The sequence below is a fragment of the Streptomyces sp. NPDC085927 genome (assembly GCF_044540975.1).
Lineage (GTDB): Bacteria > Actinomycetota > Actinomycetes > Streptomycetales > Streptomycetaceae > Streptomyces > Streptomyces hirsutus.
Genome location: NZ_JBITSN010000016.1, coordinates 78,737 through 104,686, shown reverse-complemented (window position 1 = coordinate 104,686; position 25,950 = coordinate 78,737). Strand labels below are relative to the sequence as shown.

Sequence of the window (25,950 nt, the reverse complement as noted above, 5' to 3'; positions counted from 1 at the left end):
GTAATGCCGACCCCGCGAGAACACCGCAAACCTACGGCAACCACCCCGCCCCGCGTGCGGAGACCGCCGTCTCCCCACCCGTCCGCACACCCGGCTCGCGCATCGCCGGGCGCGGACACGCCTTCACGGTTCCGCCCGTCGCCCCCGGCCGCCCGGCCGCCACCGCCTTGTCCGTCCCCGCCCGGGTCGGCTGTCACCTGTTCGCCTCTCCGTCGTGGCTCCCGAATGAGCCCACATCCCCTTTCAGGGGTAGTGAGACCTGCGTCACGGATTAGACGATGGCACGGAGGCGCCAGGCAAGGTCCGGGGCCGAGGAGGACGGAGCACCCATGACGACGGCGACGGAAGGAAACACATGACGACGGCGACGGAGGAGTTCCGCAGGGCCCGGGACTTCCTGCTGGAACACCGCGACGACTACACCACTGCCTACGAGGGCTTCCGCTGGCCGCGCCCCGACCGCTTCAACTGGGCGCTCGACTGGTTCGACGTGATCGCGGACGGCAACGACCGCACCGCCCTGCACCTCGTGGAGGAGGACGGCGGGCAGACCAGGCTCTCCTTCGCCGAACTGGCCCGCCGCTCCGACCAGGTTGCCAACTGGCTCCGGCAGCAGGGCGTACGTGCCGAGGACCGGGTGCTCGTCATGCTCGGCAACCAGGCCGAACTCTGGGAGACCGCGCTCGCCGCGATGAAACTGCGCGCCGTGGTCATCCCCGCCACCCCGCTGCTCGGCCCCGCCGACCTGCGCGACCGCGTCGACCGGGGCCGCGTCCGGCACGTGATCACGCGCGCCGCCGACACCTCGAAGTTCGACGAGGTGCCCGGCGACTACACCCGCATCGCCGTCGGCGGGGGCGCCGGCGAGGCGTGGCTGCCCTACGAGGACGCCTACGGCGCCGCCGAGCACTACGCGCCCGACGGACCCACCCTCGCCGACGACCCCCTGATGCTGTACTTCACCTCGGGCACCACCGCACAGCCCAAACTCGTCGAGCACACCCACACCTCGTACCCCGTCGGACACCTGGCGACCATGTACTGGATCGGGCTCACACCCGGCGACGTGCACCTGAACATCTCCTCGCCCGGCTGGGCCAAGCACGCCTGGTCCAACCTCTTCGCCCCGTGGAACGCCGAGGCGACCGTCTTCCTGCACAACTACGCGCGCTTCGACGCCGCCCGGCTCATGGCCGAGATGGACCGCGCCGGCGTCACCACCTTCTGCGCCCCGCCCACCGTGTGGCGCATGCTCATCCAGTCCGACCTGACCGGGTTGCGTACCCCGCCGCGCGAGGTGGTGGCCGCCGGCGAACCGCTCAACCCCGAGGTCATCGAACAGATCCGGCGCGCCTGGGGCGTCACCATCCGCGACGGCTTCGGCCAGACCGAGACCGCCGTCCAGATCGCCAACAGCCCCGGCCAGCCCCTGCGGACCGGCTCCATGGGCCGCCCGGGGCCCGGCTACCGGGTCGAGCTCCTCGACCCCGTCTCCGGCGCACCCGGCGCCACCGAGGGCGAGATCGCGCTCGACCTGTCGAACCGCCCGGTGGGCCTGATGACCGGCTACCACGGCGACCCCGACCGCACCGCACAGGCCATGGCCGGCGGCTATTACCGCACCGGCGACATCGGCTCCCGCGACCCCGACGGCTACCTCACCTACGTGGGCCGCGCCGACGACGTGTTCAAGGCCTCCGACTACAAGATCTCCCCCTTCGAACTGGAGAGCGCCCTGCTGGAGCACGAGGCGGTCGCCGAAGCGGCCGTCGTGCCCGCCCCGGACGAGCTGCGCCTGGCCGTGCCCAAGGCGTACATCGTGCTCGCGGAGGGCCACCGGCCCGGCCCGGACACCGCGAGGGAGCTCTTCGAGCACTCCCACAAGGTGCTCGCCCCCTACAAGCGGATCCGCCGGCTGGAGTTCGGCGAGCTGCCCAAGACCGTCTCCGGCAAGATCCGCCGCATCGAGCTGCGCGAGGCCACGGCGGCGGGCTCCGACGCCGAGTACCGCGAGGAGGACTTCCGGTGACCCCGTCGATCCCGGCCCCGACCCCCGCGCCTTCCCCGTCGTACAGCCACGGGACGAGCACCACCCCGCTGCTCGGCGACACCGTCGGCGCCAATCTCGACCGCGCGATCGCCGCGTACCCGGACCGCGAGGCCCTCGTCGACGTGCCCTCGGGCCGGCGCTGGACCTACGCCGAGTTCGGCGCCGCGGTCGACGAGGTGGCGCGCGGGCTGCCGGCCAAGGGGATCACGACCGGCGACCGCGTCGGCATCCGGGCTCTGGGCGGTCAACTGTCCGGAGTGGGTCCTGACGCAGTACGCCACCGCCCGCATCGGCGCGATCATGGTGAACATCAACCCGGCCTACCGCGCCCACGAGCTGGAGTACGTCCTGCGGCAGGCCGGTGTCGCGGTGCTGATCGCCTCGCTCTCCCACAAGGGCAGCGACTACCGGGCGCCGGTGGACCAGGTGCGCGGGAACTGCCCGGGGCTGCGGGAGGCCGTGTACATCGGCGACCCGTCCTGGGACGCGATGACCGAGGGCGCCGCCACCGTGCCACGCGAGCGGCTCGACGCCGTCGCCGCCGGACCGAGCTGCGACGACCCGGTCAACATCCAGTACACCTCGGGCACCACCGGCTTCCCCAAGGGCGCCACCCTCTCCCACCACAACGTCATGGCCGGCCGGGACTTCGGGACATGCACACGCGCGGCCACCGGTCGAGCCCGTGCTCGCCCTCCCGGGCGCGGATCCGGCGCAGACCGGGCGTCAGGTCGGCCTCGGCCAGCGTGCGGAAACCGAGGCGGGCGTAGTACGGGGCGTTCCACGGGACGTCGGCGAAGGTGGTCAGGGTCAGGGCGCTCAGGCCCTGCGCGCGGGCCTGCTCGGCGGCGTGGGCGATCAGGGACCGGCCCACGCCCCGGCGGGCGGCGCGCGGGTGCACCGAGACCTGCTCGAGATGGAACGCGCCGTCCACCGGTTCGGCGATCAGATAGGCGGCGGGCCGGTCCCGTTCGTCGGCGGCGACCCAGCAGCGGCCCGCCCGCCGGTAGTGGTCGAGGGTGTCGAGGGCGGGCGGCTCGTCGTCGGCGATCTCCGGCATGCCCAGGGTCCGGAAGGAGGCGCCGGCGGCCCGTTCGATGTCCTGGAGGGCGGACAGCTCGTCGGGGGTGGCGGGCCGGATGTGCGTACGCATGCGCCGAGTATCGGACGGCGGGGGCGGGAACGTCCCCGGGTTTTCGGGCTTCTCAGGAGCGGGTGGCGTCCAGCGCGTGGGCCGGGGCGTTCACCGGCTGCGGGGTGCCGGTGAGGTCGAGCAGGAACAGCGGGACCCCCAGGCGGTCGGCGCGCTCCCGGGCGTCCGGGGCGTACCCGGCGAGGGTGAAGCACAGACACCGGGCGGACTCCGACATGGACATGAGCCACAGACACTCCACGTCCCGCGACGTCACCGGACGTGCCGACGGGTCGACCAGGGCGAGGACACCCCGGCCGGCCAGCCCGATGCCGGACGGGGGACGCCGGTGGGCGCGGCGGATGTCGTCGTGGCCGAGCAGGCGCAGATACAGCACGGTCGCCGTGACCGCGTCCCGCGCGGTGCGGATCGGCACGGAAGGGACGCCGGGGCGGCGTGAAGCGGGTGGGGCGGCCGTCGGCGACTCCGGTGCGGGGATGCCGTCCGGTGCGGGTGCGGCGTACGAGGCGGGTGTGCCGTAGGAGGCAGGTGCGATGTCCGAGGCGGGCCAGGGGGACCCGTCCGGGGCGGGAGCGGTGTCCGGGCCGGCCACCGGGATCCGCAGCACCGTCCCGCACGGGCAGCCGAACTCCGGTCGTGGCCACTCGCCGGGCCGCCCGCAGCGTCCGCAGCGCACGGTGACCCATTCCTCCCGCCAGACGCGATGGACGACCGGCGTCGGCACCGCCTCCGGATCCAGCGGCGGTACGACCGGCGCGCCGCACGCGCACGGGTACGACGGCGCCGTGTAGCGGTGCTCGCTCCGACAGGCCGGACAGCGTACGGACACGCTCTCGGGCATGGCCCACCACTTCCGTTCCCGGACGACGTCCTCAGCTCAGGCCGGCGCCCCCATCGTCCTCCCACGACCCCCGGCCTGTCCGGCGGTTGCCGTTCCCGGACGCACGCATCCGGCCCGGGGACCGCACGCACACGGCTCCCTTGACGGCCTGTGCGGGGCCCGCTTACATTCATTCCAGATAGCAGAAGTTACTTTCCGTATTGCGGAATATCAGGTGGAAGTCGACGCGGCCGGGAGGGGCCTCACCGCAGGGCACGACCGGAGTGCGCATCCGACAGTCGAAACAGGAGTGCTCCATGGCTCGAATGACCGCTGCCCGCGCGGCAGTCGAGATCCTCAAGCGTGAGGGCGTCACCGACGCGTTCGGTGTCCCCGGCGCGGCGATCAACCCGTTCTACGCGGCGCTCAAGGACTCCGGCGGCATCACCCACACCCTCGCCCGCCATGTCGAGGGCGCCTCGCACATGGCCGAGGGCTACACCCGCGCCCGGCCGGAAAACATCGGCGTCTGCGTCGGCACCTCCGGTCCGGCCGGGACCGACATGATCACCGGCCTGTACTCCGCGACCGGCGACTCCGTCCCGATCCTGTGCGTCACCGGCCAGGCCCCGACCGCGGTGATCCACAAGGAGGACTTCCAGGCCGTGGACATCGCCGCCATCGCGCGGCCGGTCACCAAGATGGCGATGACCGTCCTCGAGGCCGCGCAGGTTCCCGGCGTCTTCCAGCAGGCCTTCCACCTCATGCGCTCCGGCCGGCCGGGCCCCGTCCTGATCGACCTGCCGATCGACGTGCAGCAGACGGAGATCGAGTTCGACCCCGACACGTACGAGCCGCTGCCGGTCCACAAACCCGCCGCGAGCCGCGCCCAGATCGAGAAGGCGCTCGGCATGCTGAACGCCGCCGAGCGCCCGCTGATCGTCGCGGGCGGCGGAGTCATCAACGCCGACGCATCCGAACTGCTGGTGCAGTTCGCGGAGTTGACCGGCACGCCGGTCGTGCCCACCCTGATGGGCTGGGGCGCCCTCCCCGACGACCACGAGCTGAACGCCGGAATGGTCGGCCTCCAGACCTCCCACCGCTACGGCAACGCGACCTTCCTGGAAGCCGACTTCGTCCTCGGCATCGGCAACCGCTGGGCCAACCGCCACACCGGCCGGCTCGACGTCTACACGGCCGGACGGACGTTCGTCCACGTCGACATCGAACCCACCCAGATCGGCCGGATCTTCGCCCCCGACTACGGCATCGCCTCCGACGCGCGCGCCGCGCTGGAGCTGTTCGTCCGGGTCGCGAAGGAACACAGGGCCGAGGGCGGGCTGCCCGACCGTTCCGCCTGGGCGGCGGCGGCCCAGGAGAAGCGGGCCACCCTCCAGCGGCGTACGCACTTCGACGACGTCCCGATCAAACCGCAGCGCGTCTACGAGGAGATGAACCGGGCCTTCGGCCCCGAGACCCGGTACGTCTCGGCCATCGGCCTCTCCCAGATCGCCGGCGCCCAGATGCTCCACGTCCACCGCCCGCGGCACTGGATCAACTGCGGCCAGGCCGGCCCCCTCGGCTGGACCGTCCCGGCGGCACTCGGCGTGGCCAGGGCCGACCCCGGAGCCCAGGTCGTCGCCCTGTCCGGGGACTACGACTTCCAGTTCATGCTCGAAGAGCTGGCCGTCGGGGCGCAGCACAAGATCCCGTACATCCATGTGCTGGTCAACAACTCCTACCTCGGCCTCATCCGGCAGGCGCAGCGGGCGTTCGACATCGACTTCCAGGTCAGCCTGGAGTTCGAGAACATCAACGCGCCCGAACTCGGCGTCTACGGCGTCGACCACGTCCGGGTCACCGAGGGCCTCGGCTGCAAGGCGATCCGGGTGACCGACCCCGGTGAGCTGGGCGCGGCCCTGGAACGGGCGAAGGAGCTCGCCGCGGAGCACAGGGTGCCGGTCGTCGTCGAGGCCGTCCTCGAGCGGGTCACCGACATCGCCATGTCGACCACCAACGACATAGGCGACGTCGTCGAGTTCGAGGAGACCGCCACGGAGCCGTGGCACGCGCCGACGTCCATCAGGACGCTGAAGGTCTGACGAGCGGGGAGCCCGGCTCATGACGGAGGGGCGGGCGAAGGCCGGTCGGCGGGGCCCCGGTCACCGGCCCCCGTGCTCCGCCTCTCCTTCCTGCCCTTCCTTCCACGGAATGTGCGCCGTCAGTCGGAACACGCCTCCGGGGCGCCGTTCCGCGGTCAGTGTGCCGTTCAGCCCGGACAGGCGCTCGCGCAGTCCGGACAGGCCGGTACCCGCACCTCCTTCGGCGCCGGGTGCGCCGTCGTTCTCCATCGTCAGACGTACCGCGCCCGTGCCCGCGGTGCGCAGCGACACGGTGCAGCGCGAGGCGCCCGGCGCGTGGCGCAGCACGTTCGTCGTTCCCTCGCGCACCACCCAGCCGAGTGCGGCCTGGACGTCGGTGGGGAGCCGGTCCGCCGGCCCGTCCCCGATGCGGCAGGCGATGTCCGCCGCCTCCAGCACGGAGCGGGCTCCGGCGAGTTCGGTGTGCAGATCGGCGGTGCGGTAGCCGCGCACCACCGAGCGGATCTCCCGCTGCGACTCCTGCGCGATGCGTTGTACTTCCACCATGTGCTCCACCGCCTCAGGCCGTCCCCGTCGTGCCAGTTGCACCGCGAGCTCGCTCTTCAACGCCACCACCGCGAGGTTGCGCCCCAGCACGTCGTGCAGGTCGCGGCCGAAACGCAGCCGCTCCTCCGCCACGGCGAGCCGTGCCTGCGTCTGCCGTGCCGCGGCCAGCTCCTCGACCAGGCGCACGCCCCAGCCGGTGGCCCGGACCGCCCCGGCCATGAAGGGCGCCATGATCAGGGTGGCGCCGAGCACGAGCGCCAGCCACGTCCCGGAGAGCCCCACCGCAACGCCGCCCGCCGCGATGGACAGCGAGACCACCGCGACCAGCACCGCTCCCGGACGGCGCGGCAGTGCCAGCGCCGGAGGCCCGGGGTAGAACATCAACAGCCAGAACAGACAGGTCGTCAGGCCTCGTTCGTCGATGCGGCCGGTGGCCAGCAGCGAACACCCCAGGGCGGCCAGGACCACGGTCACGGCCGTGTACAGCGAAATCAGCCGATCGGGCCGGGGGCCGGTGCCGAGATAGTGGCGAAGAGCGGCGCGGGAGAGCAGCGTCTGGGTCACGACGTGGGCGGAGGCCAACGCGGCCACGGACGCCAGCGTGGGCGTGCCGGCATCCGACTGTGCCATCCACAGGGCCCACAGCCCGACTTCGAAGACGGCGAAGTAGCCGAGGCTGAGGAGCGCGTACCGGCGATAACGGCCGGGGCCGTCCGGCCCGCCGAGCCGTTCCACCCAGTCGTGCACGGTCATGGTCACGGTCTCGGTCCCCGGCTCCCTCGTCCTGGGATCCGTTGCACTCAACGCCGGGGGCCCGCGGCGGCACCGCCGCCGCACACGGCGTGTACGGGGGCGCGCCTTTGGCAGCTCCGCCGCAGGCCGGTCTCTTCCATGACGGTGTTCATGACCTCCACACTCCCCGCGGTCCTCAGGCAGCGGAAGTGCGGTCTGTCATGGCTTTCCGTGACGTCTGTCATATGGACCCGTGACACGCCGTACTGCCGCCGGAGCCCCCTTCGGGAGAGCGGGACAGCGGTCCCGAGATCCGCGCCGTACCGGAGGCCGGGGAGAGTCCCGACGCCCGTACCGCCGCCGCGGTGATCGCGCTGCTCTCGTCGAGCGGCACCCTGCAGACACTCCGGCCCGCCCTCATCCGGTGGGCCGAGGTCCGTGAGCGTGCGAAGGCGCTGGAAAACGGCAGTTGGGGCGCACAGGCCGTGCACACGGCGGTGACGCGGACCGCCGCGGCCGTCGCTGCCTCGAGCACCGCCGTCACGCCGGCCGTGATCACGTCGTAGGACCCGCCCGGCCTCCGTACCCCGGCCCCCACATCTCCACTACATTCCGCCGCCGCAACCGCCCCCGCCTCCGCAGTAGTGGTTGCCGCCGGAGCTGCCGTAGGTTCCGGAGCTCCGGGAAGGGCGGAGCATGCTCTTGTTCCCGATCCTGACCCGGGCGGTGAGCCCCGCCCGGAGGGCGAAGCGCGGCACGAACACCCGCAGGCCCTGCTCACCGTGGAGCGCGACGGCGAGCAGGGTGTCGTCCGGGGTGAGGCCGCGCCGGACGGCGGGGAGCGGGTGCTGTTCCCGCAGGTCCCGTACCTGGCGGCGGGCGGCGCGGGTCGGCCTGAGCAGGGGGTAGGTCAGCAGCCCGGCCTCCGCGAGGCCGACGCGTACCTCGGCCACCGCCCAGCGCACCTCCGGGTGGCGGACCAACTCGCCCAGACCGGTGGGTTCGTCGAGGGCGCCGTGCACCGCACTCTCCAGCATCAGGGCCCGGAGCGTGGTGTCGACGGGCTCCGCGGGGTCCGCGCCGTCCGTGGCCGGCGGGTCCAGCGGGACTCCGACGGGAGGGAGGGGCGGCAAGGGCGGCAGGGACGGCGGGGGTCGCCCCGCGTCACCGGTCTCCGTCGGCCGGGAGACCCGCACGGTGCCCGGCGGACCCGCTTCGAGGGCGCCCCGCAGGTACAGGGCGACGACGGCGACGGTGACCGCGGCACGCGGGCCGTCGCGGAGCAGCGCGATCTCGTGCGGCGTCCGCCGAGCGTCGGAGCAGTGGATGCAGTCGCCCATGGTTCCCCCTGAACCGGGGCCCGCCGCCCCCGTGCCGGCGGGCCCCGCGTGAGGGGTTTCTGCCCGGCGGCGGGGGTGCTCGAAGCCTCCAGGACGCGGTTCAGAGGTCGATTTGAGGGTGCCGTAGCGGGTCTACGGCCGCTGCCGTAGACCGGTGGCGGTCAGGCCTCGTGGTGTTCCTCCGACAGGCCCGGCCAGTCCTCGGGGCCGCCCCCCTGCCACTCGATGAGGTCCGCCCCCTCGACGTCGGTGACGTAGAGATCGGCGAGCCGCAGGATCTCGCCCACGTCGTCGATGTGCGAGGCGACGCCCAGCGTCTCGTCGCCGGAGGTGACCCGGCGCGAGCCGTCCAGCGCCGGGGAGTGCACCACGATGTGCGGATGCTTTGCGGGGTCTGCCATGCCTCCAGGCTGCTGCCCGCAGGGCGGATCCGCACCCGGAGGCCCCGGCGTGCTCAGACCCGGGTGCCGGACAGGCGCTCCACGGCGCGCAGCAGCGCGGAGTGGTCCAGTGCGCCGTCGCCCTGCGCGCGCAGGCTCGCGACGAGTTGCGCGACCACGGCGCCGACGGGCAGGGCCGCGCCGACGGCGCGGGCGGCGTCGGTGACGATGCCCATGTCCTTGTGGTGCAGGTCGATCCGGAAACCGGGCTCGAAGTCCCGGCCGAGGAAGTTGTCCTTCTTGCGGGTCAGTACGGTCGAGCCCGCGAGGCCGCCGCTCAGGACGTCCAGTGCGGCCGCCAGGTCCACGCCGGACTTCTCGAGGAAGACCACGGCCTCGGCGCACGCCTGGATGTTGACGGCGACGATCAGCTGGTTGGCGGCCTTCACGGTCTGCCCGGAACCGTGCGCGCCGCACCGGACGACGGTCCTGCCGAGCACCTCGAACAGCGGTTTCGCGGCGTCGAAGTCGGCCTGCTCACCGCCGACCATGATGGACAGCACCGCCTCGACGGCACCCGCCTCACCACCGGACACCGGTGCGTCGAGCACACGGATGCCCTTGTCCTTCGCGGCGGCGGCCAGGTCGACGGACGTCTGCGGGGTGATCGAGGACATGTCGATCAGCAGGGCGCCGGGCCGCGCGTTCTCGAGGATGCCCTCGGGCCCGTACGCGACGGCCTCGACCTGCGGGGAGGCGGGCACCATCGTGATGATCACGTCCGCCTCCCGGACCGCCCCGGCGAGGGAGGAGGCCGGAGTGCCGCCCGCGGCGGCCAGCCGGTCCAGCTTCTCCTGCTCCAGGGTGTGGCCGGTGACGTCGTAGCCCGCCCCGATCAGGTTCTCGGACATGGGGGAGCCCATGATGCCGAGGCCGATCCAGGCGATCCGGGGAAGGATGTCGGGGGCGTCACTCATGGTGGGAGGCCTCTCTGCACACGCGGGGACAAGGAGTGATCAGCGGGCCGCACGGGCCCTGCGGGGCAGCCAGTCGAAGGCCTCCGCGCTCGGCCGGTCGCCCGGCTTGTACTCCAGCCCGACCCAGCCCGTGTAGCCCGCTGTGCGCAGACGGCCGAGGAGGTCCTCCAGCGGGAGCACGCCCGTGCCGGGGGCGCCGCGGCCGGGGCTGTCGGCGATCTGCACATGGCCGGTCCGCGCGGCGTACCGTTCGATCACCGCCGGCAGGTCCTCGCCGTTCATGGCCAGGTGGTACAGGTCCATCAGGAACCGGGCGTTGCCCAGCCCCGTGGCCGCGTTCACCCGGTCGACGACCTCCACCGCCGCCGGGGCCGACACCAGCGGGTACCGCGGCGACTCGGGCCGGTTCAGCGCCTCGATCAGCAGCATCGCGCCGATCCGGTCGGCGGCGCGGGCGGCGAGGACGAGATTCTCCAGGGCGAGCGCGTCCTGCTCGGCCGGGTCCACGCCCTCGACGCGGTTGCCGTACAGCGCGTTGAGGGCCGTACAGCCGAGGGATTCGGCGAAGTCCGCGGCCACGTCGACATGGGCGCGGAACCGCTCCGACTCCTCACCCGGCAGCGACAGGGCGCCGCGGTCGGGGCCGGGGAGCTGCCCGGCGTAGAAGTTCAGGCCGGTGAGCCGGACGCCGGCGTTCCCGATCGCCTTTCTCAGCCCGTCGAGTTCGGAGCGCGCGGGTGCCGGTGAGTCGGTCCAGGGCCACCACAGCTCGACCGCGGTGAAGCCGGCCGCGGCGGCTGCCGCGGGGCGCTCCAGGAGCGGGAGTTCGGTGAAGAGGATCGACAGGTTGACGACGAAGCGCTGGTCTGCGGCGGCACTCCACTCAGCACCTGGCATCGGGGCCGCACTCCCTTCCGGTCACGACAATCGCTCCTTGGATTCCGTATTATGGAAAGCTTCTTCTATCTGATGGAAGATTGCCCGTGGGGCTCGGGGGCTGTCAAGGGGAGCGGCGGCAAGAATGAGGGGAGGCCGAAGACCTGCCGGGCCCGGCCTGCGCGCCCCTGCCCGTTCGCCCCCGCCCGGCTCCCGGGGCTCGGGCCGGGGTGCTCCCGGCCGGTGCAAGGGGGCGATCGGAGCGGCTGGGTTGAACGCGTGCGATGGAGAGTGAAGTCCTGCGGCGCGGCAGGCCGGGCTCGCGCCGTGGCCGGTTGGATTCCGGATCGAGCTCCCCTCATGGCGTACGGCGCCACGTCGTCCGGGTGGGGGTGGCGCGATCAGGGCAGCCGGCCATTCATGCCTCTGGCTGGTTTGCATATAAATGTGATGGGTATCCCGAAATGGCCGTGGGCCGGTGCCGGGGATGCCGGGGGCAGCCTGCGGTGATAGCCCTTCAGGCACGCGGGAGAGTTGCTTGTGAACGCCATCGCTGTTGGCTCCGCTCCGTGGCCCCTAGTGGTCTTGGCACGCGCCGCGACAGAGGGGGACCTGTCGGCGGCGCGGGCACAGATGGGCTTCTCCCTGGCCTGGCACATCGTGGTGGCCTGCCTCGGCGTGGGCCTGCCCGCGCTCACCCTCCTCGCGGAGTGGCTGGGCATCCGCAGGAACAACGCGGCGCTGAAACTGCTGGCCCGGCGCTGGGCGCGGGCCATGGGCGTGCTGTTCGCGGTGGGCGCGGTGTCCGGTACGATCCTCAGCTTCGAGATGGGGCTGCTGTGGCCCGGCCTCATGGGACGCTTCGGTCAGGTCATCGGGCTGCCCTTCGCACTGGAGGGCCTCGCGTTCTTCATCGAGGCCATCTTCCTCGGCATCTATCTGTACGCCTGGGACCGGTTGCCGCCGCGCAGGCACCTGCTGACGGGCATCCCCATCGTGATCGCGGGCACCGCCTCCGCGTTCTTCGTCGTCTGCGCGAACGCCTGGATGAACCAGCCCCGCGGATTCACCCTGCGCGACGGCAAGGTCGTACAGGTGGATCCCTGGGCGGCGATGCTGAACCCGGCGAGCCCGCCGCAGACCGTGCACATGATCCTCGCAGCGTTCATGGTGGCCTCGTTCCTGACCGCCGCCGTGTACGCCGTTGCCCTGCTGCGAGGCCGGCGCGACGCCTACCACAAGGCGGGCTTCGCCATCCCGTTCACCGTCGGGGCAGTGGTCGCGCCCTTCCAGATCGTCGTGGGCGACTGGGTCGCCCGGTTCCTGGCCGACTATCAGCCGGTGAAACTGGCGGCCATCGAGGGCGTGTACCGCACCGGCTCCCACATCCCGCTCACCATCGGCGGTGTCGCCGGGCAGGACGGACTGAAGTACGGGCTGGAGATCCCCGACGGGCTCTCCTTGCTGATCGGATACCGGACGGACACGGTGGTGAAAGGACTGGACCAGGTGCCCCGCAGCCAGTGGCCCGCCGTCACCGGTGTGCACTGGGCTTTCGACCTCATGGTCGCCGTCGGCTTCTTCCTGCTGGCCCTCGGCCTGTGGCTGTTCCTGGCGTGGTGGCGCACCCGGCGCTCCGGCGGCGAACTCCTCGACCGGCGCGGGAGCCGCCTGCTGCTGGTGCTCGTCGCACTCGCCGGTCCGGCTTCCGTGGTCGCGCTGGAGAGCGGCTGGAGCGTCACCGAGCTGGGCCGGCAGCCGTGGATCGTCTGGGGGGTGATGAGCGTACGGGACGCCGTCAACCCGGCGCCCGGCCTGATGGTGGGGCTGTGGCTGGTGCTGGTGGTGTACGCCGCCATGACCGCCGCCACGGTCTACGTGCTCCGCCGTCTGGCACGTGGTACGGCCATTCCGGCCGCACCTCAGGAGGCGGATGTGCGGGAGTATCCCGTGGTCTGACCGGGACACCGTCCTCGGCTCGCCGGACCGGTCCGGTCCCCGGGGCTCTCATCTCGATTCCTCCACTGCCGTCCTCACGAACGCGACGTCTGCCATGGAGGTCCCGTGCTCGCCGACACCGCCCTCGCCGTCATGTGGGTCGGGCTGACCTGTTACGCCTTGTTCGGAGGCGCCGACTTCGGCGCCGGTGTGTGGGACCTGCTCGCCGGCGGCGCGCGCCGGGGCGCTCCACAACGGCGGCTGATCGAGCACAGCATCGGGCCGATCTGGGAGGCCAACCACGTCTGGCTCATCTTCGTCGTCGTGCTGCTCTGGTCCGGGTTCTCACCGGTTTTCGCCGCCGTGATGTCCACCCTCTACCTGCCGCTGACCTTCGCCGCGCTCGGCATCATCGCCCGCGGCGCCGCCTTCGCCTTCCGCAAGGCCAGCACCGAACTGTGGCAGCGTCGGCTCTTCGGTGCGTGCTTCGCCGTGTCCTCGCTGGTCACCCCGTTCTTCCTCGGCGCCGTCGCCGGTGGAGTCGCCTCCGGCCGGGTACCGGCCGGGCTCGCCCGGGGTGATGTGATCACCAGTTGGCTCAACCCCACCTCCGTGCTCGGCGGAGTCCTGGCGGTCCTGACCTGCGCCCATCTCGCTGCCGTCTATCTGTGCGCGGACGCCGACCGCGAGGGAGATCCCGAGCTGGCGCGGGCCTTCGCCCGACGGGCCGTGGCGAGCGGACTGGCGAGCGGAGCCGTCGCCCTGGCCGGCATCGCCGTGCTGCACGCGGACGCCCCCCAGCTCTTCCACGGGCTCACCCACCGGGCGCTGCCGCTGGTCCTGCTCAGCACGGTCAGCGGTGTCGTGGGCCTCGGGCTGCTCACCCGGCGGCGCCATGTCGTGGCGCGCGGAGCGGCTGCGCTGGCCGTCGCCGCGATCCTATGGGCGTGGGGCGCGGCCCAGTACCCCGCCATGCTGATCGGCAGCCTTACCGTGGACCGAGCCGCCTCCCAGCCCGCCGTGCTCTCCGCCTGCCTCATCGTCCTCGCCTGCGGCGCCATCCTGCTGATCCCGTCCCTGTGGCTCCTCTACGGCACCTTCCAGCGGGCACGCACCGCCGAAGCGCCGAGCACGCACGGCCGTACATCACCCTGACGGCCTCATGGGGCGGCCCACCTCACCCCTGACGGCAGAGGCTCAGACGCTTCCGCCCCACCGGGCGGTGTCGTTCCCCGCCCCGGAGGAGACATCCGCGGCTCGGCCGACAGTGGCGGGCCGGTTCCGCCCCCGCTCCGGACAGCGAGACGCGTTTCGCCATGCGCGGCCGCGAGGAGGCTGAGGACGACCCAGGTCGGCGATGCCCCACTCGAAGCCGAGGAGGCGGGGGCCCGACGGGCTGTTGTCCGGCAGTCCGATGACGGCCGGCACGAGGGCGATCGAGTCGAGCACCGGACCGACGAGGAGCCTGACGTGCCTGGGGCGTCGCGGGCTCGACGTAGTTGCCGGTGTTCAACGGGTGCCTGCCTTCCGGGTCGGAGGACCGGTGCGCTGCGGCGAGGGGCGGCCTGCCGGGACGGACGAGGTGGACGAGGAACCCGCACAGGCGCGTCTCGGCGAGCAAAGGGAGTGCCGGTCAGGACCGGGTGACGCCGGCGCCCCCGTGGATGCTGTCCACCTGCACGGTGTCAGGCCGCGCCGGCAGAGGGCTGGGTTTGGTTTCAGCCGGAGAGGACGTGATACCCGGCCTTCCGATCTGGTTCTCACACGTTCAGGAGGGCTCATGGCAACGGGTGAAACAGGATTCAGTGACGTCGTGTACGACCTCATCTCCGTGCAGTACCACTCGCTGAAGGCGGGGCACGACTACGGGCAGTACGTGCGCGACGCGGAGAACGCCAACCAGAAGGAGATCGCCGACTTCTTCCGGAACGTCATGGAACAGGACTCGCAACGCGCAGCTCGCTGTCATGAGTTCCTGGCTCAACTGTCCGGCACCGAGAAGGCAGGCCCTGCCGTCGGCTGACGGTTCGGTCACGTTGCGGGCCCGCCCTTCGAGCACCCGAGTCGACGCACTCGCGGGGGACCGGTCGGCGGTGACCCACGCCGGTGTCCGTCCCGATGCGGAAGTCGTCGGGCGGGAAGACGCGCGCAGGGAGCGCATCTCCGAGCGCCCGGCGGCTTCTGTGCTCGTGCCCGGAGGGGCGGGATTCTCTGCAACAGCGAGGCGCGCCGCCCCTGCGAGTCGCACGGCTCGCCCCCGTCATGCCGGTCTCGATGGCCACCGGGCAGGCGGTGGGTGTCTGTGCGGCCCTCGCCGCGGCCCGGGGCAAGAGCCTCCGGCACATGCGGCAAGCGCGGTCCAGCGGGAGCTCCGCTCCCAGGAGCCGGCCTCCGGTGACGGTCGGACATCACCGGACGGCGTGGCATCGTGGCCGCATGACGACGGGAACGGACGTGGCCGTGTTCGTCGGACTCCAGGCGTCCGGGAAGTCCACCTTCTTCGACCAGCGCCTGTCCGGCCGGTACACGTTGGTCAGTAAGGACCTGTTCCCACGGGGCGCCCGCAACAAGCAGCGGCGGCAGATGCGGCTGGTGGACGAGCACCTGGCCGCCGGGCGGCCGGTGGCCGTGGACAACACCAACCCGTCACCGCGGGAGTGGACCCCGCTGGTGGAACTGGCCCACGCCCACGGTGCCACTGCGACGGCGTACTGGTTCCCACCGGACGTGAGCGGCTCGCTGCGGCGCAACGCCGCCCGCGAGGGCCGTGCCCGCGTCCCGGACATCGGCGTCCTGGCCACGCTGGGACAGCTCCGCAAGCCCTCGACGGAAGCCGGGTTCGATGCGGTGCACGAGGTGCGGTTCGATGGCCGCGGTGGCTTCGAGGTACGTGCCGAGCCGCCGCATGCCCCCGGATCACCGGGTAACCCGGCTGATCACTGAGTGGCAGGGCAGGCGGCCTTCGGTAGGTGGGCCGGGGCGTCTGCGTATACCGGCCCGACGAGTTCGCCCGCGGTCCGCTGCCTCCGGAGGAAAGGCCACCCGGCGGGGAAAGCGACCCGGGCGGCCCGTGGACGCTTTTAATACGCGCCTGTTTTTGTGCCGGCCACATAGACGGTGTTGGCCGACGTACCGCCCTGCAGCGGGTTGGTGAACTCGACGACATGTGCCGCCGACTCCGCGAAGACCTCGGTGAGGGCGGAGAGGAACTGTTCGTCGGGGGGATCGTTCGACCACAGGGCGAATACGCCGTCGGGGCGGAGATGCCCGGCGAGAGAACGGAGCCCGGGCGGCCGGTAGAGCGCAGCGTGGCGCGGGTGGAGCACATCGCGCGGCGAGTGGTCGACGTCCAGCAGGATGGCGTGGAATCGGAGGTCCGGTTCCTTCGGGTCCAGTCCGCCGGTGCCGCCGGCCCTCGCGAAGAAATCGCCGTGGACCAGGCGGCACCGGGCATCCGACGCGAGCCCGGTCCCGAGGGGGACCAGGCCCCGCTGGTGCCAGTCGATGACTTCCGCGAGTGCGTCGATCACCGTGAGCCTACGGACCCGTGGGTCGTCCAGTGTTGCCCGGGCCGTGTATCCGAGACCCAGTCCGCCGACGGCGACGTCCAGTTCGGTGTTCGGCAGTTCGGCCAGCCCCAGCTCCGCCAGCGCGATCTCGCCGGCGGTGAAGAGGCTGGACATCAAGAACTCGTCGCCGAGCTTGACCTCGTACACATCCTCGCCCGAGACCGGATGACGGCGCCGTCGCAGACTGATCTCACCGATCGGTGTCTCCCGCCAGTCGAGCTCCTCGAAGCGCAGGCTCATCCGTCCACCTTTCTGATGTCCGTCGGGCACGGGGGTGCCGCTGAGGTGGCGCCGGCAGTCCGCGCCCGGGGCGAGTGATACGGGGTGCGGCCCGGTCAGGCGTCGATGATGACGGGGATGATGAGGGGTTTGCGGCGGTGGGTGCGGAACGCCCAGTTGGCCACGGCGCGGGCGACGAGCTGTTCGAGCTGGTGTGCGTCGCCGATACCTTCCTCGGCGGCGGTGGCCAGCGTCTTCTCGATGAGGGGGACGACGGGTTCGAACGTGGTTTCGTCGTGGACGAAGCCGCGGGCCAGGAAGTCGGGTGCCTCGGCCAGCACGCCGGTGTCGGCGTCCACGATCGCCACGACCGTGACCACGCCTTCCTCGGCCAGGGTGAGACGGTCCTTGAGGGATGCCTCGGTTGCGCCGCCGACCTCCATGCCGTCCACGTAGACGTTGCCCGCGGGCACCTTGCCGGTAATGGACGCACGCCCGTCGACGAGGTCGACGACGACCCCGTCCTCGGCGACGACGACCCGTTCGGGGGCGACTCCGGTGCGGATGGCGAGGGCGGCGTTGGCCCGCAGATGGCGCCACTCGCCGTGGACGGGCATGACGTTGCGGGGCTTGACGATGTTGTAGCAGTAGACGAGTTCGCCGGCGCTGGCGTGCCCGGAGACGTGCACCTTGGCGTTGCCCTTGTGGACGACGTGGGCGCCCCACCGGGTCAGCCCGTTGATCACCCGGTAGATGGCGTTCTCGTTGCCGGGGATCAGGGAACTGGCGAGCAGGACCGTGTCGCCCTCGCCGATGCGGATCTGGTGGTCGCGGTTGGCCATCCGCGACAGCGCGGCCATGGGTTCGCCCTGCGATCCCGTGCAGACCAGGGTGATCCGGTGGTCGGGGAGCTTCTCCAGTTCCCTCGTGCTCACGACCAGACCGGAGGGGACCTTCAGATAACCCAGCTCGCGGGCGATGCCCATGTTGCGGACCATCGAGCGGCCCACGAACGCCACCTTGCGGCCGTGCTGGTGGGCGGCGTCCAGGACCTGCTGGATGCGGTGCACATGGCTCGCGAAGCTGGAGACGATGACCCGCCGGGGCGCGGTACGCATCACCTGCTCGATCGCCGGATTCAGTTCCCGCTCGGAGGTGGTGAAGCCGGGCACTTCGGCGTTGGTCGAGTCGGTGAGGAACAGATCCACGCCCTCCTCGCCCAGGCGGGCGAAGGCGCGCAGGTCGGTGATGCGGTCGTCGAGGGGGAACTGGTCCATCTTGAAGTCACCGGTGTGCAGCACCAGCCCGGCGCCGGTACGGATCGCCACGGCGAGCCCGTCCGGGATGGAGTGGTTGACCGCGACGAACTCGCACTCGAAGGGGCCGAAGCCCCGCCGGTCGCCTTCCTTCACCCGTACCGTCCGGGGCCGGATGCCGTGCTCCTTGAGCTTGGCCTCCAGGAACGCCAGCGTCAGCTTCGACCCGACGACGGGAATGTCGGACCGCTCACGCAGCAGATAGGGCACGCCCCCGATGTGGTCCTCGTGCCCGTGGGTCAGGACGACGGCCGCGATGTCGTCCAGACGGTCCCTGATCGACGTGAAGTCGGGCAGGATCACGTCCACCCCGGGCTGCGTCTCCTCGGGGAACAGCACCCCGCAGTCCACGATGAGCAGCTTTCCGGCGTGCTCGAAGACGGTCATGTTGCGGCCGATTTCGCCCAGGCCGCCCAAGGCGGTGACCCTCAGCCCTCCTTCGGGCAGTGGCGGGGCGGCTTTTAGTTCGGGGTGCGGATGGCTCATACCCTGACGTTAGCCGAGGCGTTCCTGGCGGGCCGCCCCACGTCGGTGTTCTTCGGTGCCGCAGTCTCCGGCCTCGGCATACGGCTGCCGCTGGACGCCGTCGTCGGCCTCGTCCCACCGCCCGGTCCACGCGGGCCCGCCCGGCACTCGTCGCCCTCGCTGCCCTGCCGGTCGCCGCCGCACCCGCTGTCCTGTCGGCCGGGCCCCCGTGCACGGCCATGGACACCGCACCGGGCCGGCCGGAGCCGCCGCCATGACGGTTCGACGTACCGGGAGCCGACACCCCTGCACGCGACCTGTCCGCTCGACGGCCCAGGAGGCGCGGTGACGCCGGGGTGGTGGGACCCGGCTCCTGCCGGGATTCCGGCCCGGTTTCTGTCCGTGGGCCAGGCGTTGAGGTGTCTGCGGGCAGATGCTCGGAGCCGACGGACCGGTGCGCGCTCGACGGGGCGGCCGGATGCAGGACGACCAGCCATGGGGCCATGGCGTTGCGCGGGCGGCTCGGGCACGTGCAGGGCGGAGGGGGCCCCGGTCGGTTAGGGTCCCCTGGTGGCGGACGAAGCGGCTCCGTCCCAGTGAAATCGATTGGTCCGGGGCGCATCGCGGTGGTGAAGCAGCCGACTGATGCGTCCCTGCTGCGCCCTGATGTGCCCTCGCGGTGGGCGATCTGGGTGAAGGTGCAGGTCAAGGGCGCGTTCGGGGAGTGCAATGCGATTGAGAGTGGAGTTCACGACCGAGCCCTTCGATCTGGACGAGGCGCCCGCGCATGCGGTGGTGGCCCGGGAGGTCGTGGAGAGGGCCGCGCTGGACTCGGTGGACGTCGGGCCGTTCGGGAACACCGCGGAGGGCGGCGCCGACGTGGTCCTCGCCGCCGTGGACGCCCTGCTGCGCCGCAGCCTGGAGGCCGGTGCGACCCGGGTCTCGCTCCAGGTCAACGTGGTCGCGGAGGCCGAGGGATGAGCGGCAGGGCGGACGAGTCGTTCATCGCCGCCGTCAAGCCGCTCGTCGACGCCATGGGCGGGCGGCTGCTCCCGCCCGACGAGGCGGGTCCCGACGACGTCGTCCTCGCCTGGGAGGGCACCGACATCGTCGCCGTGCGCCTTCCCCAGCTCGCCGACTCCCTCGATCACCTCCTCGCCGCGCTGGAGCGCCGGCACGGCAGACCCCTCGCCGACCTGGACCGCAGGGCCAAGCAGGAGATCGTACGGAGCCTGGAGGCGCGCGGCGCCTTCGCCGTCCGGCACGGTGTCGAGACGGTGGCGGGCGCGCTCGGCGTCAGCCGCTTCACCGTCTACAACTACCTCAACCGGGAGAAAGGCTCCTGAGAGGCTTCTGAGGGGCTCCTGAAGGGCTTCGGCCGGTTTTCGGGGGGTGGCCCGGACGCCACGTTTTTCAACAAACTGTTGACGTGATGGTCCGGGGCGGCGTTAGCTGTTCGCACGCCCGTTCCGCAGGACGGCCGTTCCCGGCCGGGGGAGGCTTCCGTGACGTCCGCTTCCACGCCGCAGGGCCTGGCCCGCTTCAACGCCCTGGAGGAGAGCGCGGCCCTCGCCGCCCTCCGCGAGGTGTGCGCCTCCACCGCCTGGGCCCGGCGGCTGCTCGCCGGCCGCCCGTACCCGACCGTCGATGATCTGTACGCCGCCGCCGACGCCGCCACGAGCGGGCTGACCGCGGCGGACCTCGACGAGGCGATGGCCGGGCACCCGCCGATCGGCAGGCCCCGGCCCGGCGACCCGGCCTCGGCGCGGGAGCAGAGCGGCATGGCCTCCGCGTCGGACCGCCTCAAGGCGGAGATGCTCGGGCTGAACCTCGCCTACCAGGAGAAGTTCGGCCATGTGTTCCTCATCTGTGCCACCGGCCGGACCGGCGAGCAGATGCGCGACGCGGTCAGGGAGCGCCTCGGTAACACGCCGGAGCGGGAACGCGAGACCGTCCGCACCGAGCTGGGGAGGATCAACCGCATACGCCTGGCCCGGCTGGCCGAAGCGGACCGGCAGCCCCGACATCCCTAGGAGCAGTGCCCGCATGAGCACCGAGACCACCGCTTCCGTGTCCACGCACATCCTGGACACCAGCGTCGGCCGCCCCGCCCGGGGCGTCGCCGTCCGGCTCTCCGCCCGCTCGGGCCGGGAGGGGCACTGGCAGGCGCTCGGCGGCTCCGCGACCGACGAGGACGGGCGGTGCAAGGACCTCCCGGCGCTGCCGGAGGGCACCACCCACGTACGGCTCGACTTCGCCGTGGAGCCGTACTTCGAGCCACATCCCACCGACAGGCGAGCCGAGGCACGGCAGGACGCCCCCGCGCACCGGGACAGCGGCACCGGAGTGTTCTTCCCGGAGGTGGCGATCACGTTCGCCGTCGTACCGGGCGAGCACTACCACGTACCGCTGCTGCTCAACCCGTTCGGCTACTCCGTATACCGAGGGAGCTAGCAGACATGCCCACGATTCTCGGCCCGAACCAGTACGGCAAAGCGGAGAACCGCGTCGTCAGGATCACGAGGGACGGCGCCACCCACCACATCAAGGACCTGAACGTCTCCGTCGCCCTGTCCGGCGACATGGAGGACGTCCACCACTCCGGCTCCAACGCCAACGTCCTGCCGACCGACACCACCAAGAACACCGTGTTCGCCTTCGCCAAGGAGCACGGCATCGAGTCCGCCGAGCAGTTCGGCATCCACCTCGCCCGGCACTTCGTGACCTCCCAGGAGCCCATCCACCGGGCCCGCATCCGCGTCGAGGAGTACGCCTGGGACAGGATCGCGACCTCCGGTACCCACCAGCGGGAGCGCGGCGAGCACTCCTTCGTCCGCACGGGCCAGGAGACCCGGCTCACGCAGATCACCTACGACGGCGAGCGGTGGGAGATCGTCTCGGGTCTGAAGGACCTGACGGTGCTGAACTCCACCGACTCCGAGTTCCACGGCTTCGTCAAGGACAGGTACACGACCCTGAAGGAGACCCGGGACCGCATCCTCGCCACCTCGGTCGCCGCCCGGTGGCGGTTCAACTGGACCGACGACGGGCAGACGATGCCCGACTGGGAGACGTCCTACGCGCGGACGAGGCAGCACCTGCTCCAGGCCTTCGCCGAGACGTACTCCCTGTCCCTGCAGCAGACGATGTACCGGATGGGCGCGCAGATCATCGAGCACCGCGAGGAGATAGACGAGGTCCGCTTCTCCCTCCCCAACAGACACCACTTCCAGGTGGACCTGGAACCCTTCGGGCTCGACAACGACAGCGCGGACGGCGCCGTGTACTTCGCCGCCGACCGCCCCTACGGCCTGATCGAAGCCACGATCCTGCGCGACGGCTGCGAGGCGCTCATACCGGCGGACCTCACCAACCTCTGAGAACGAAGAGACGAAGAGAACGCGCGGAGCGAGTGGAGAGACGAACCATGGAAGCAGTCCAGCGCACCGTCATCGAGAACTGCGCGATCGCGACCGTCGACGCGAAGGACACCGAGTACGCCTCCGGGTACCTCGTCCTCGCCGGCCACCGCATCGAGTCGCTCGGTGAGGGCAGGGCCCCCGAGGGCCTGGAGAACGTCGTCCGCCGCATCGACGCCACCGGGCACCTGGCCACGCCCGGCCTGGTCAACACCCACCACCACTTCTACCAGTGGCTCACCCGGGGCCTGGCCACCGACCGGAACCTGTTCGACTGGCTCGTCGCGCTGTACCCGACCTGGGCGCGACTCGACGAGCCGATGGTGCACGCCGCCGCCCGGGGCTCCCTCGCGATGATGGCCCGCGGCGGTGTCACCACCGCCGTGGACCACCACTACGTGTTCCCGCGCGGTTCCGGAGACCTGTCCGGCGCCGTCATCCGCGCCGCCCGCGACATGGGCGTCCGCTTCACCCTGGCCCGCGGTTCGATGGACCGCGGCGAGAAGGACGGCGGCCTGCCCCCGGACTTCGCCGTGGAGACGATCGAGGACGCCCTCGCCGCGACCGAGGAGACCGTCCGGCAGCACCACGACACCTCCTTCGACGCCATGACCCGGGTCGCCGTGGCACCCTGCTCCCCGTTCTCCGTCTCCACCGAACTGATGCGGCAGTCGGCGGAGTCGGCGCGCAGTCTCGGCGTGCGCCTGCACACGCACGGGTCGGAGACGGTGGAGGAGGAGAAGTTCTGCCACGAACTGTTCGGGATGGGCCCGACCGACTACTTCGAGTCCACCGGCTGGCTCGGCGAGGACGTGTGGATGGCGCACTGCGTCCACATGAACGACTCCGACATCGCCGCCTTCGCCCGCACCGGGACGGGCGTCGCCCACTGCCCCTCCTCCAACGCCCGCCTCGCCGCCGGGATCGCCCGCGTCCCCGACCTGCTGGCCGCCGGGGTCCCGGTCGGCCTCGGCGTGGACGGCACCGCGTCCAACGAGTCCGGCGAACTGCACACCGAACTGCGCAACGCCCTGCTCGTCAACCGCCTCGGCCCGCACCGGGAGACCGCTCTGACGGTACGTCAGGCACTGCGTTTGGGAACCCACGGAGGCGCCCGGGTCCTGGGCCGGGCGGCGGAGATCGGCTCGCTGGAGCCGGGCAAGCTCGCCGACCTGGTGCTGTGGCGGATGGACACCCTCGCCCACGCCTCCATCGCCGACCCGGTGGCCGCGCTGGTCCTCGGTGCGCCGGCGCCGGTCACGGCGTCGTTCGTCAACGGCCGCCAGATCGTGGAGGGCGGCCGGCTGCGCACGGCCGACGAGGACGAGATCGCCCGTACCACCCGCGCACAGGCCCGGCGGCTGGCCGCGATCGCGGCACAGCGCTGAGCGCGGGTCCTGAACGGGTACCGGCCCGCCCGAGTTGCCCCGGGCGGGCCCGCCATGTCTCCAGGCCGCCCTGTGAGGGCGGCCTGTCTCACGCCAGGGCTGCCCCCACCTCGTCGCGCAGCCGGGGCAGCATGGCGTGGAAGACCCCGGGGCAGAGGGTGTCGCCGTAGTCCTTGTGGCCGTAGAGCTGCGTGGCGGCGATGCCGTAGCGTGCGCAGGTGTACGCGCACAGCGCGACCAGGACCTCCCACTGCGCCTGCGGCGGTGTCGCGCCCGCGTGGTACGAACCCTCGTTGGCGATCCCGACGGCCTGGTTGTTCTGCCCGGAGGTGTGGGCGCCGAGGACGAAACCGGTCCCGCCCGCCAGAGCCTGGAGGCTGCCGTGCCGCCCCTCGGTGATCCAGCCGCCCCGGCTGACCAGGAAGTGGTAGCCGGTGTCGACCCATCCGTTGTCGTCCATGTGCAGGTCCTGGACCCAGTGGGCATGGGCGTGGGCCTGCGCGCGGGAGAAGTTCGTGGTGTTGGCGCTCACCGTGTGGTGGACGATGATCCGGCTCGGCCGGTACGAGAGCCGGCTGATGGTTCCCCGCGGGGCACGGGCGCCCCAGGCCGCGGTGGTGTCGATGTCTGGCTCGATGGCCCCGGCGCCCTGCGTACGGGCGGAACTCTGCGCGCGGGCGGCGCCCGGCAGCGCGGCGACGGCGGCCAGGCCGGCCGCCCCGGCGAGCAGGAGGCGGCGCCGGAGCGCGTTCTCGGCGTTCACGAGCACTCCTTGGGGGAGGGGGTGGGGGGAAACGGTGGAGCCGACGGGGTCGGTCGTCGGCTCCACCGCGTGTTCACGTGCGGAGGCGCTCGGCCGTGCGGGCGTGCCGGATGCGCGGTGACGGACGTGGTGGGGCGGCGTCAGTCCACGCTTCCGGTACGGATCGTGCCGGTGCGGGGCATGCCGTGGCGGGGCGTGCCGGTACGGGTCACGTGTTGTTGGCGAGGGCCAGGAGCCGGTCCCGCGAGCCGTTGAACTGGTTGCGGTCCACGTTGCCGGCGACGCCGCCGACCGATCCGGTGCTGGTGTACTGCCACACCGTCCAGGTCGGGAAACCGCTCGGGAGGGTCGGCGAGGTGTTGGTCCAGTGCGCCACCCACAGCGGGCTCTTGGCGGACATGCCGGTCCAGTTGCCGGTGCAGGTGTTCCACCAGCTCGCGGTCGTGTAGATCACCGTGTCACGGCCGGTGCGCGACTTGTAGGTGGTGTAGAAGTCGTTGATCCAGGTGCGCATCTGAGTGGTGGACAGGCCGTAGCACATCGCCCCGTACGGGTTGTGCTCGATGTCCAGGACACCAGGAAGGGTCAGGTTGTCGCGCGACCAGCCGCCGCCGCTGGAGGCGAAGTAGTTCGCCTGGGTCGCGCCGTTGGAGGCGTTGGGGAGCGCGAAGTGGTACGCGCCGCGGATCACGCCGGCGTTGTGGGCGGCGGGGTAGTTGGTGTTGAAGCTCGGGTCCTTGTAGCCGGTGCCCTCGGTCGCCTTCATCCAGGCGAACTGGATGCCCGAGCCGCGTACGGAGGACCAGTTGATGCTGCCCTGCCAGTGCGAGACGTCGATGCCCTGGACGCCGTCGGTCGGGGCCATGATGCCCATCGACGGCTCTTCGGCCGGGACGTCGTCGTGGATCCGGGCGCCCACACCCATGTACGCGTTGCCGGGAGCGACCTCGGCGCGGTCCGGTCCGGGCCGGGGTGCGGCGGTGGCTCCGGGGGCGGTGGTCACCGTCAGGGCGAGTGCCGCGCCGAGGACTCCGAGCGCCGTGGTGACCCGTCTGCGGGGGCCGGTCAAGAGGTGGGGGAACGAGGACATGGCTGCCTCCTGTACGCATGTGGGGATGAGAGAGGAGGTGACGTCGGCCGGTGCCACCTGGGCAAACCTGTGCTGATTGACGTGCGCGCGTCATAAGTTACGCATGTGGATTCCGCACGTGTAAAGGGTGTTCGGCCGCCGCTGGAGGTCTGGTCCACTGGCGGTTCGGACGGCCTGCGACGTTGCCGTCCTGACGGCGGAAACTTTCACGGGGTGAAAGCGGGCGCGGCCTCCGCGCCACGGGCCGCCCGCGGCAGCGAGGCCGGTCCGGCGCCTCCGGCACCGGGGCCGGCTCCGGACGGAACGGCGTGTGGCCGTACCGGGAGCTCGGCTCCCGGTACGGCCACCATGCGGTCCTGTCGGTCCTGTCGGTCCCGTCGGTCCTACAGGCCGAAGCGTTCCGGGTCCTTGGCCAGTTCCCGGAAGATGTCCCGCGGGTTCGGCAGCAGCTTGCGCTGCTTGAGGTCCAGCGCACCGGCGACGCCCGTGATCTCGGCCGAGACCGTGCCGTCCGCCTTGGTGATGACCTGCTCCACGCGGAACGTCTTGCCGGTGTTCCAGGAGAAGGCACAGGTCACATCGACCTCTTCGCCGGCGAGCAGCTCGCGCTTGTAACGGATGGTGGTCTCCAGGACGACCGGCCCCACGCCCCGCGCGGCGAGCGCGGACTGCGTGATCCCCGCCTCGTGGAACAGCTCCCAGCGCGCGTGCTCCGCGTAATTGAGGTACACGGCCTGGTTGAGGTGGCCCTGCACGTCGGTCTCGTATCCGCGCACGGTCACCCGGACGGAAAACGGCTCGCTCACT

The 25,950-nt window shown here is 71.6% G+C and carries 25 protein-coding genes and 1 pseudogene; 14 read left to right on the top strand and 12 right to left on the bottom strand.

Annotated elements, in window-relative coordinates; translation table 11 throughout:
* The first annotated feature begins 355 nt into the window (after positions 1-355).
* Together ACIF80_RS31195 and ACIF80_RS31190 are read left to right on the top strand one after the other, a co-directional pair.
* Positions 356-2,029 carry an AMP-binding protein gene (locus ACIF80_RS31195; protein WP_399810701.1) on the top strand — a complete coding sequence of 558 codons (1,674 nt, stop codon included), beginning with the start codon at positions 356-358 and terminating at the stop codon, positions 2,027-2,029.
* An 8-nt stretch (positions 2,030-2,037) separates the two neighbouring features.
* Positions 2,038-2,686: pseudogene (locus tag ACIF80_RS31190) on the top strand (AMP-binding protein); the annotation flags it as partial.
* Here ACIF80_RS31190 and ACIF80_RS31185 read toward each other — a convergent pair.
* Together ACIF80_RS31185 and ACIF80_RS31180 are read right to left on the bottom strand one after the other, a co-directional pair.
* Positions 2,682-3,203, bottom strand: a complete 522-nt coding sequence (locus tag ACIF80_RS31185; protein WP_399810699.1) for a GNAT family N-acetyltransferase — start codon at positions 3,201-3,203, stop codon at positions 2,682-2,684. The pseudogene ACIF80_RS31190 and the gene ACIF80_RS31185 overlap by 5 nt on opposite strands.
* 52 nt (positions 3,204-3,255) lie before the next feature.
* Complete coding sequence (locus ACIF80_RS31180) at positions 3,256-4,044, bottom strand: hypothetical protein (protein WP_399810698.1); 789 nt, start codon at positions 4,042-4,044, stop codon at positions 3,256-3,258.
* Between the two features lie 296 nt (positions 4,045-4,340).
* Between ACIF80_RS31180 and gcl the strand changes: the two genes are divergently transcribed.
* Entirely contained in the window at positions 4,341-6,125 is a 1,785-nt protein-coding gene (gcl, locus tag ACIF80_RS31175; protein WP_399810696.1) for a glyoxylate carboligase, read from the top strand.
* Between the two features lie 60 nt (positions 6,126-6,185).
* On the opposite strand, the gene ACIF80_RS31170 is transcribed toward gcl, so the two are convergent.
* Entirely contained in the window at positions 6,186-7,424 is a 1,239-nt protein-coding gene (locus ACIF80_RS31170) for a sensor histidine kinase (protein ID WP_399810849.1), read from the bottom strand.
* Between the two features lie 245 nt (positions 7,425-7,669).
* Between ACIF80_RS31170 and ACIF80_RS31165 the strand changes: the two genes are divergently transcribed.
* Positions 7,670-7,969, top strand: coding sequence for a GPP34 family phosphoprotein (locus tag ACIF80_RS31165; protein ID WP_399810847.1), 300 nt, complete (start codon positions 7,670-7,672; stop codon positions 7,967-7,969).
* Between the two features lie 39 nt (positions 7,970-8,008).
* Here ACIF80_RS31165 and ACIF80_RS31160 read toward each other — a convergent pair whose 3' ends face one another.
* The 4 genes from ACIF80_RS31160 to ACIF80_RS31145 form a co-directional block, all read right to left on the bottom strand.
* Positions 8,009-8,743, bottom strand: coding sequence for a TIGR04222 domain-containing membrane protein (locus ACIF80_RS31160; RefSeq protein ID WP_399810695.1), 735 nt, complete (start codon positions 8,741-8,743; stop codon positions 8,009-8,011).
* Between the two features lie 161 nt (positions 8,744-8,904).
* Complete coding sequence (locus ACIF80_RS31155; protein WP_399810693.1) at positions 8,905-9,144, bottom strand: hypothetical protein; 240 nt, start codon at positions 9,142-9,144, stop codon at positions 8,905-8,907.
* A 53-nt stretch (positions 9,145-9,197) separates the two neighbouring features.
* Complete coding sequence (locus tag ACIF80_RS31150; RefSeq protein WP_399810691.1) at positions 9,198-10,100, bottom strand: 2-hydroxy-3-oxopropionate reductase; 903 nt, start codon at positions 10,098-10,100, stop codon at positions 9,198-9,200.
* Positions 10,101-10,139: 39 nt separating this feature from the next.
* Positions 10,140-10,997, bottom strand: a complete 858-nt coding sequence (locus tag ACIF80_RS31145) for a TIM barrel protein (RefSeq protein WP_399810690.1) — start codon at positions 10,995-10,997, stop codon at positions 10,140-10,142.
* 519 nt (positions 10,998-11,516) lie between these two features.
* Between ACIF80_RS31145 and ACIF80_RS31140 the strand changes: the two genes are divergently transcribed.
* From ACIF80_RS31140 to ACIF80_RS31125, 4 genes are all read left to right on the top strand, one after another.
* The gene (locus ACIF80_RS31140; protein WP_399810688.1) at positions 11,517-12,935 is read left to right on the top strand and encodes a cytochrome ubiquinol oxidase subunit I; all 1,419 of its coding nucleotides are present in this window, start codon (positions 11,517-11,519) and stop codon (positions 12,933-12,935) included.
* A gap of 105 nt (positions 12,936-13,040) precedes the next feature.
* Positions 13,041-14,069 (top strand): cytochrome d ubiquinol oxidase subunit II, encoded by a 1,029-nt coding sequence (locus tag ACIF80_RS31135; protein WP_399810686.1) that lies wholly within the window; start codon positions 13,041-13,043, stop codon positions 14,067-14,069.
* 625 nt (positions 14,070-14,694) lie between these two features.
* A complete protein-coding gene (locus tag ACIF80_RS31130) occupies positions 14,695-14,937 on the top strand; it encodes an acyl carrier protein (RefSeq protein WP_399810684.1) in 243 nt (80 codons plus the stop codon).
* Positions 14,938-15,350: 413 nt separating this feature from the next.
* Positions 15,351-15,857, top strand: coding sequence for an AAA family ATPase (locus ACIF80_RS31125; RefSeq protein WP_399810683.1), 507 nt, complete (start codon positions 15,351-15,353; stop codon positions 15,855-15,857).
* A 137-nt stretch (positions 15,858-15,994) separates the two neighbouring features.
* Here the strand turns inward: ACIF80_RS31125 and ACIF80_RS31120 are convergent, their stop codons facing one another.
* Together ACIF80_RS31120 and ACIF80_RS31115 are read right to left on the bottom strand one after the other, a co-directional pair.
* Positions 15,995-16,723, bottom strand: coding sequence for a spermidine synthase (locus ACIF80_RS31120; RefSeq protein WP_399810681.1), 729 nt, complete (start codon positions 16,721-16,723; stop codon positions 15,995-15,997).
* Positions 16,724-16,818: 95 nt separating this feature from the next.
* Entirely contained in the window at positions 16,819-18,504 is a 1,686-nt protein-coding gene (locus tag ACIF80_RS31115; RefSeq protein WP_399810680.1) for a ribonuclease J, read from the bottom strand.
* A 708-nt stretch (positions 18,505-19,212) separates the two neighbouring features.
* Between ACIF80_RS31115 and ACIF80_RS31110 the strand changes: the two genes are divergently transcribed.
* From ACIF80_RS31110 to ACIF80_RS31085, 6 genes are all read left to right on the top strand, one after another.
* Positions 19,213-19,464: a hypothetical protein gene (locus ACIF80_RS31110; RefSeq protein ID WP_399810678.1), complete on the top strand. Its 252-nt coding sequence runs from the start codon at positions 19,213-19,215 to the stop codon at positions 19,462-19,464.
* Entirely contained in the window at positions 19,461-19,829 is a 369-nt protein-coding gene (locus ACIF80_RS31105; RefSeq protein ID WP_399810676.1) for a helix-turn-helix domain-containing protein, read from the top strand. Before ACIF80_RS31110 ends, ACIF80_RS31105 begins: the two co-directional genes overlap by 4 nt.
* A 159-nt stretch (positions 19,830-19,988) precedes the next feature.
* On the top strand, positions 19,989-20,516 hold the full coding sequence (gene uraD / locus ACIF80_RS31100) for a 2-oxo-4-hydroxy-4-carboxy-5-ureidoimidazoline decarboxylase (RefSeq protein WP_399810675.1): 528 nt from the start codon (positions 19,989-19,991) through the stop codon (positions 20,514-20,516).
* A 13-nt stretch (positions 20,517-20,529) separates the two neighbouring features.
* Complete coding sequence (uraH, locus tag ACIF80_RS31095; RefSeq protein WP_399810673.1) at positions 20,530-20,937, top strand: hydroxyisourate hydrolase; 408 nt, start codon at positions 20,530-20,532, stop codon at positions 20,935-20,937.
* 5 nt (positions 20,938-20,942) lie between these two features.
* Positions 20,943-21,863 carry a factor-independent urate hydroxylase gene (gene pucL / locus ACIF80_RS31090; RefSeq protein WP_399810671.1) on the top strand — a complete coding sequence of 307 codons (921 nt, stop codon included), beginning with the start codon at positions 20,943-20,945 and terminating at the stop codon, positions 21,861-21,863.
* 47 nt (positions 21,864-21,910) lie between these two features.
* On the top strand, positions 21,911-23,290 hold the full coding sequence (locus tag ACIF80_RS31085) for an 8-oxoguanine deaminase (RefSeq protein ID WP_399810669.1): 1,380 nt from the start codon (positions 21,911-21,913) through the stop codon (positions 23,288-23,290).
* An 88-nt stretch (positions 23,291-23,378) separates the two neighbouring features.
* On the opposite strand, the gene ACIF80_RS31080 is transcribed toward ACIF80_RS31085, so the two are convergent.
* The 3 genes from ACIF80_RS31080 to ACIF80_RS31070 form a co-directional block, all read right to left on the bottom strand.
* Positions 23,379-24,053: a peptidoglycan recognition family protein gene (locus ACIF80_RS31080; RefSeq protein WP_399810667.1), complete on the bottom strand. Its 675-nt coding sequence runs from the start codon at positions 24,051-24,053 to the stop codon at positions 23,379-23,381.
* Between the two features lie 208 nt (positions 24,054-24,261).
* The gene (locus ACIF80_RS31075; protein ID WP_399810665.1) at positions 24,262-25,143 is read right to left on the bottom strand and encodes a lysozyme; all 882 of its coding nucleotides are present in this window, start codon (positions 25,141-25,143) and stop codon (positions 24,262-24,264) included.
* A 383-nt stretch (positions 25,144-25,526) separates the two neighbouring features.
* The gene (locus tag ACIF80_RS31070; RefSeq protein ID WP_388434153.1) at positions 25,527-25,949 is read right to left on the bottom strand and encodes an acyl-CoA thioesterase; all 423 of its coding nucleotides are present in this window, start codon (positions 25,947-25,949) and stop codon (positions 25,527-25,529) included.
* Between the last annotated feature and the right edge of the window lies 1 nt (position 25,950).

Coding starts and splice junctions, on each gene's coding strand:
- pucL (WP_399810671.1), top strand. CDS start 20,943: ATGCCCACGATTCTCGGCCCGAACCAGTACGGCAAAGCGGAGAACCGC.
- ACIF80_RS31075 (WP_399810665.1), bottom strand. CDS start 25,143: ATGTCCTCGTTCCCCCACCTCTTGACCGGCCCCCGCAGACGGGTCACC.
- ACIF80_RS31160 (WP_399810695.1), bottom strand. CDS start 8,743: ATGGGCGACTGCATCCACTGCTCCGACGCTCGGCGGACGCCGCACGAG.
- ACIF80_RS31150 (WP_399810691.1), bottom strand. CDS start 10,100: ATGAGTGACGCCCCCGACATCCTTCCCCGGATCGCCTGGATCGGCCTC.
- ACIF80_RS31105 (WP_399810676.1), top strand. CDS start 19,461: ATGAGCGGCAGGGCGGACGAGTCGTTCATCGCCGCCGTCAAGCCGCTC.
- ACIF80_RS31195 (WP_399810701.1), top strand. CDS start 356: ATGACGACGGCGACGGAGGAGTTCCGCAGGGCCCGGGACTTCCTGCTG.
- ACIF80_RS31115 (WP_399810680.1), bottom strand. CDS start 18,504: ATGAGCCATCCGCACCCCGAACTAAAAGCCGCCCCGCCACTGCCCGAA.
- ACIF80_RS31185 (WP_399810699.1), bottom strand. CDS start 3,203: ATGCGTACGCACATCCGGCCCGCCACCCCCGACGAGCTGTCCGCCCTC.
- ACIF80_RS31130 (WP_399810684.1), top strand. CDS start 14,695: ATGGCAACGGGTGAAACAGGATTCAGTGACGTCGTGTACGACCTCATC.
- ACIF80_RS31110 (WP_399810678.1), top strand. CDS start 19,213: ATGCGATTGAGAGTGGAGTTCACGACCGAGCCCTTCGATCTGGACGAG.
- ACIF80_RS31120 (WP_399810681.1), bottom strand. CDS start 16,723: ATGAGCCTGCGCTTCGAGGAGCTCGACTGGCGGGAGACACCGATCGGT.
- ACIF80_RS31145 (WP_399810690.1), bottom strand. CDS start 10,997: ATGCCAGGTGCTGAGTGGAGTGCCGCCGCAGACCAGCGCTTCGTCGTC.
- ACIF80_RS31170 (WP_399810849.1), bottom strand. CDS start 7,424: ATGACCGTGCACGACTGGGTGGAACGGCTCGGCGGGCCGGACGGCCCC.
- ACIF80_RS31155 (WP_399810693.1), bottom strand. CDS start 9,144: ATGGCAGACCCCGCAAAGCATCCGCACATCGTGGTGCACTCCCCGGCG.
- gcl (WP_399810696.1), top strand. CDS start 4,341: ATGGCTCGAATGACCGCTGCCCGCGCGGCAGTCGAGATCCTCAAGCGT.
- uraH (WP_399810673.1), top strand. CDS start 20,530: ATGAGCACCGAGACCACCGCTTCCGTGTCCACGCACATCCTGGACACC.
- ACIF80_RS31180 (WP_399810698.1), bottom strand. CDS start 4,044: ATGCCCGAGAGCGTGTCCGTACGCTGTCCGGCCTGTCGGAGCGAGCAC.
- ACIF80_RS31125 (WP_399810683.1), top strand. CDS start 15,351: ATGACGACGGGAACGGACGTGGCCGTGTTCGTCGGACTCCAGGCGTCC.
- ACIF80_RS31085 (WP_399810669.1), top strand. CDS start 21,911: ATGGAAGCAGTCCAGCGCACCGTCATCGAGAACTGCGCGATCGCGACC.